The sequence below is a fragment of the Ochrobactrum sp. SFR4 genome (assembly GCF_019730395.1).
Taxonomy (GTDB): Bacteria; Pseudomonadota; Alphaproteobacteria; order Rhizobiales; family Rhizobiaceae; genus Pseudochrobactrum.
The window spans coordinates 1-258 of sequence record NZ_JAAPBB010000975.1 but is presented as its reverse complement, the minus strand read 5'-3'; the positions used below and the strand labels follow the sequence as shown (position 1 = coordinate 258).

Annotated in this window: 1 pseudogene; it reads left to right on the top strand. The window is 50.8% G+C overall.

The window, feature by feature from the left end:
- Window positions 1-30 precede the first annotated feature (30 nt).
- A pseudogene (locus HBA93_RS21995) lies at window positions 31-258 on the top strand (AAA family ATPase); the annotation flags it as partial.

Below are 258 nucleotides of genomic sequence, written 5' to 3'. Positions count from 1 at the left end.
GAATGGGCAACTTTACAAGGAACCTTTTAAATGAATGACATCGTTGGCACAAGCCCTAACAAAAACACTGGTTCTACATGGGAGCGGCCGCTTGTCGGCCCAGATGCAAAACTTAACAATCGCACAGCACAGGATATTGAACTGTGGTGGGAACTGATCGACCGCGTGATTGAGGTAGCGCGACTGAACAGCTGGACGAAAACCGAAGTAGCGCGGCGCATCGGTATGGCGGAAGGCACATTCTCGCAATGGTTTTCC